This is a genomic window from Streptomyces sp. NPDC057654 (genome assembly GCF_042800135.1).
Lineage (GTDB): Bacteria > Actinomycetota > Actinomycetes > Streptomycetales > Streptomycetaceae > Streptomyces.
In genome coordinates, this window is record NZ_JBHVHQ010000820.1 from 1 (window position 1) to 3,869 (window position 3,869).

3 protein-coding genes and 1 pseudogene are annotated in these 3,869 nt (G+C 70.8%); 2 read left to right on the top strand and 2 right to left on the bottom strand.

The window, feature by feature from the left end; all coding sequences use genetic code 11:
* Positions 1-225: 225 nt before the first annotated feature.
* Positions 226-1,157 (bottom strand): annotated as a pseudogene (locus ACFU99_RS36470) (zinc-binding alcohol dehydrogenase family protein).
* A 92-nt stretch (positions 1,158-1,249) separates the two neighbouring features.
* Between ACFU99_RS36470 and ACFU99_RS36475 the strand changes: the two are divergent.
* A complete protein-coding gene (locus tag ACFU99_RS36475; protein ID WP_384400783.1) occupies positions 1,250-1,708 on the top strand; it encodes a MarR family winged helix-turn-helix transcriptional regulator in 459 nt (152 codons plus the stop codon).
* Between the two features lie 133 nt (positions 1,709-1,841).
* Here ACFU99_RS36475 and fdhD read toward each other — a convergent pair whose 3' ends face one another.
* The gene (gene fdhD, locus ACFU99_RS36480) at positions 1,842-2,690 is read right to left on the bottom strand and encodes a formate dehydrogenase accessory sulfurtransferase FdhD (RefSeq protein ID WP_384400786.1); all 849 of its coding nucleotides are present in this window, start codon (positions 2,688-2,690) and stop codon (positions 1,842-1,844) included.
* 288 nt (positions 2,691-2,978) lie between these two features.
* Between fdhD and ACFU99_RS36485 the strand changes: the two genes are divergently transcribed.
* Positions 2,979-3,665: a GntR family transcriptional regulator gene (locus ACFU99_RS36485; protein ID WP_384400789.1), complete on the top strand. Its 687-nt coding sequence runs from the start codon at positions 2,979-2,981 to the stop codon at positions 3,663-3,665.
* Positions 3,666-3,869: the final 204 nt, after the last annotated feature.

Consider the following 3,869-nt stretch of genomic DNA (forward strand, 5'->3'; position numbering starts at 1 on the left):
GGTCATGGCCCGCCGCACCCACCGCCTGACGGTGTGTTTGCTGATGAGGTGTCCGCTGATGAGGCGTCTGCTGACGACATGTCGGTGCAGTGCACGAAGACTCGAATCCATGGTGCGCCCTTCACGACAACTGGAGGTCCAACGTCCCATGTCCCATGTGCGGTGCGCAGAACGTAATCTCCGCCCCTTCGCACCCACAAGAACCGCGCGTCACCTGGCCGGGAGTCACCCGGTATGCAGGATCACCTTGCCGAGATTGGCGCGCGTCTCGATGATCGCGTGGGCCGCCGCGGCCTGCACCAGGGGCAGTTCGGCGTGGACCGCCGGTCGCAGCGCCCCTTCGGCGAACAGCCGCCACAGCTCCGCGCGCCACCGCTCGTACAGTCGCGGCCGCTCACGGGCTATCAGCCCGAGCTGGAAGCCGATGGCGGATTTAGCCCCCACGAGGAGGTCGTACGCCTGGATGGCCCACCTCCCGAGCTGAACGCCACGAGCCGGCCGCCCGGCGCGAGGGCGGCGACGGCGCGGGGGAGCAGCTCCCCGCCGACGGAGTCCAGCACGATGTCCACCGGCTCGCCCCAGGACTCTTCCTCGTACGCCACCACTTCGTCGGCCCCCAGCTCCTTCAGGAACGCCGCCTTCTCCGGTGAACTCGCCGCGGCCACGACACGACCCGCGCCCCGCGCCCTGGCGAGCTGCACGGCGAGGTGCCCCACCCCGCTCGCCGCCCCGGTGACCAGCACCGACTCGCCCGCCGAGGGCCGCGCGGCCTCGTACGCGCCGAGGGCGACGAGCCCGGACCGTACGAGCGCGACGGCGTCGGCCGCGCTCGCGCCGTCCGGTATGTGCGACGCCATGGCGGTACTGAGGAGTGCCCGGTCCGCGTAGCCGTCGCCGAAGCAGAGGCCGGTGACCCGGTCGCCCAGGGAGAAGCCGGTGACGTCCGGGCCGAGCGCGACGACCTCCCCGGCCACCTCGCCGCCTAGGCAAGCGGGCAGCGGCTGCCCGCCCTCGCGCACCTTCCGTACGACGGGCAGCGTGACGCCGATCGCCTCCGTGCGCAGCAGCAGCTCACCGGGGCCGGGGACGGGCATCGGGGCCTCCTCGACGCGCAGGACCTCGGGGCCGCCGTTCTCGTAATACCGGACGCGTCGCACGTCCCACCTCCCGCTGCCATCGCCATCGTTGGGAGCCCCAACGATACACGCTTTCATTGGGAAGCCCAATGTTTTTTCGATAGAGTTTTCCCATGGCCGAGAACCCAGCCGCCCTCGCGCGGATCCAAGCCCTGCCGAGCTGGCTCCTCAACCGCGCCGCCGCCCGCGGCCGCCGACTGGTGAGCGAGGCCCTCGCGCAGGACGGACTGCGCATGCCGCACCATGCCGTGCTCTCCGCCGTCGCCGACCTGGGGCCCGTGGCCCAGGCGGAACTGGGGCGCTCGACGGGCTTCGATCCCAAGGACATGGTCGGATTCCTCAACGACCTGGAGGCGGCGGGGCTCGTCACTCGGGCACCGGACCCGAAGGACCGCCGCAAGAACGCCATCGCCATCACCCCGGCGGGCAGCCGCCGCCTGATCCGGCTCGCCAGGCTGGGCGACGAGGCCAACGAGGAGCTCCTCGCCCCGCTCTCGGTCACCGAGCGCGAACTGCTCCTGGCGCTGCTCGCCCGCGTGGTCGAACCCGAGGCGGACGCCGCCGGGGAATAGAAGGGGTGCGGAACGGAGAGGTGCGGGATGGAAGGGTGCGGGACGGAGGGGTGCGGAACAGAGAGGCACGGGACGGAGGGGTGCGGGACGGGGGGCGGCAGGGCGGGCACGCAGTCGCCCACCCCGCCCGAGGTCAGCCCCTCCCGGCCTCCGCGTGCAGCGCGATCCGGTGGTCGCCCGCGTACACGTTCATGGAGGAGCCCCGGAGGAAGCCGACCAGGGTCAGCCCCGTCTCCGCGGCGAGGTCGACGGCGAGGGAGGAGGGGGCGGAGACGGCCGCGAGCACGGGGATGCCGGCCATCACCGCCTTCTGCGCCAGCTCGAAGGACGCCCGCCCGGACACCAGAAGGATCGCGTCGGAGAGCGGCAGCCGCCCCTGCTGAAGGGCGCGGCCGACGAGCTTGTCGACGGCGTTGTGGCGGCCCACGTCCTCACGCACGTCGATGAGTTCGCCGTCGGGGGTGAAGAGCGCCGCGGCGTGCAGCCCCCCGGTCCGGTCGAAGACGCGCTGCGACGCGCGCAACCGGTCGGGGAGGGCGGCCAGCAGCTCCGGTTCGATGCGGACCGGCAGCGCGTCGGCGATCTCCCAGCGCGTCGTGGTCCGTACGGCGTCCAGGCTCGCCTTGCCGCACAGGCCGCATGACGAGGTGGTGTAGACGTTGCGTTCCAGGGTGATGTCGGGGACCGGGACGCCGGGCGCGAGCCGCACGTCCACCACGTTGTACGTGTTGGACCCGTCCTCGGTCGCCCCCGCGCAGTAGACGATGTTCGCCAGCTCGTCCGCGCTGCCGAGAACGCCCTCGCTCACCAGGAAGCCCGCCGCCAGCGCGAAGTCGTCGCCGGGCGTGCGCATCGTGATGGCCAGCGGTTTTCCGTTCAGCCGGATCTCCAGCGGCTCCTCCATGACGAGCGTGTCCGGACGCGCGCTCACGGCTCCGTCGCGAATGCGGATGACGCGGCGCCGCGCGGTGACCCGTCCCATGTCGATCAGTCCCGTCCGTCCGATGCAGCGTGTACCGTCCGGGGTGGCCCCCGGCACGTCCATTGTCCTGTACGTATAGGAAGAGCGGACGCGCGGTCCGTACCACGTGAATAGCGTGGAAAAGGCGTCGAAAACGCGGATTCACTCTCCATACAGCGGAATATTGTCTACAGTATTCCATACGAGTTGCGTGGCGCGCGGAGCATGCTCGAACTTTCTTGCGAGACGTGCCGCTCAGCCGTCTAAAGTTCGCCGTAGACCGTAGACAGAAACCAACGGAGGGGCCCGATGCTGTCCGCCGGACTGCCACAGGGATCGGTACCGAAACTCGAACGCCCCGGACCACTGCGCGAGCGGGTGTACGAGGCGTTGCTCGACCTGATCACCACGCGCGCCCTACAGCCCGGTCAGCACCTCGTGGAGAGCGAGCTCGCCGGCCACCTCGGCGTCTCCCGGCAGCCCGTGCGCGAGGCGCTCCAGCGGCTCAACACCGAGGGCTGGATCGACCTGCGCCCGGCACAGGGCGCCTTCGTCCACGAGCCCACCGAGGAAGAGGCCGACCAGCTGCTCTCCGTCCGTACGCTGCTGGAGGCCGAAGCCGCCAGGCTCGCCGCGGCGAACGCCACCTCCGCCGGCATCTCGGAGCTGGAGACCCTGTGCGCGCAGGGCGAGGGAGCGGTGCGTGAGGACGACGTCGAGGCGGCCGTCGCCGCCAACGCCGAGTTCCACGCCAAGGTCATGGAGCTGGCCGGAAACGCCGTGCTCACCGAGCTGGCCGGGCAGGTCGGCCGCCGTGTCCGCTGGTACTACAGGCCGATCGCGCGGCAGCGCGGCAAGCAGTCGTGGATCGAGCACCGGGAACTGATCGCCGCGATCACCGCCCGCGACGAGCAGAAGGCGACCGAGATCATGCGCACCCACACGGAGCACACGCGCCTCTCGTACCACGAGCGCGACACCTCGATCTCTTCCTGACCGCGTGCCTTCCTGACCGCGTGCGTTCCTGGCCGCGTGCCTTTCCGATCCTGTGCCTTTCTGATCTCGTGCCTCCCTGGCGAACTTCGACCTGAGCCCGCCGGGGCCGCGCCGCTCGCAGCGTCGGTACGGGCGTACGTACGCCCGTACCGCATGCGCGACGGTACGAGGCCGTGTCGCACGCGCGATCGTACGGTCGTACGG

Bases quoted from the DNA above. Each gene is read 5' to 3' on its own strand.
- ACFU99_RS36475 (WP_384400783.1), top strand. From the start codon at position 1,250: ATGGCCGAGAACCCAGCCGCCCTCGCGCGGATCCAAGCCCTGCCGAGC.
- fdhD (WP_384400786.1), bottom strand. From the start codon at position 2,690: ATGGGACGGGTCACCGCGCGGCGCCGCGTCATCCGCATTCGCGACGGA.
- ACFU99_RS36485 (WP_384400789.1), top strand. From the start codon at position 2,979: ATGCTGTCCGCCGGACTGCCACAGGGATCGGTACCGAAACTCGAACGC.